The sequence below is a fragment of the Cupriavidus sp. SIMBA_020 genome (genome assembly GCF_046535395.1).
Taxonomy (GTDB): Bacteria; Pseudomonadota; Gammaproteobacteria; order Burkholderiales; family Burkholderiaceae; genus Cupriavidus; species Cupriavidus campinensis.
In genome coordinates this window covers 1-239 of record NZ_JAWRWU010001569.1, presented here as the reverse complement: position 1 = coordinate 239, position 239 = coordinate 1, and the positions used below count along the sequence as shown (strand labels likewise).

Genomic DNA, 239 nt, shown 5'->3' with positions numbered 1-239 from the left:
CAGCAGGGCAATACGGGGCTCGCGGTGCGCGCGTCGTGCAGCGTGCCGTCGGTGTTCGAACCGGTGAGGATCGGCAACCGCGAGTACGTCGACGGCGGCCTCGTGAGCCCGGTGCCCGCGTCGTTCGCGCGCAAGATGGGCGCGAGCTTCGTGATCGCGGTCGACATCTCGGCGCGGCCGGACGGCGCGGCGACCAACAACCCGATCGAGATGCTGCTGCAGACCTTCACGATCATGGG

General features: G+C 69.5%; 1 protein-coding gene. It reads left to right on the top strand.

Going from position 1 to position 239, the window contains the following annotated elements; all coding sequences use genetic code 11:
* On the top strand, positions 1-239 hold a 239-nt coding region (locus SB751_RS34885), incomplete at both ends, for a patatin-like phospholipase family protein (RefSeq protein ID WP_410749597.1).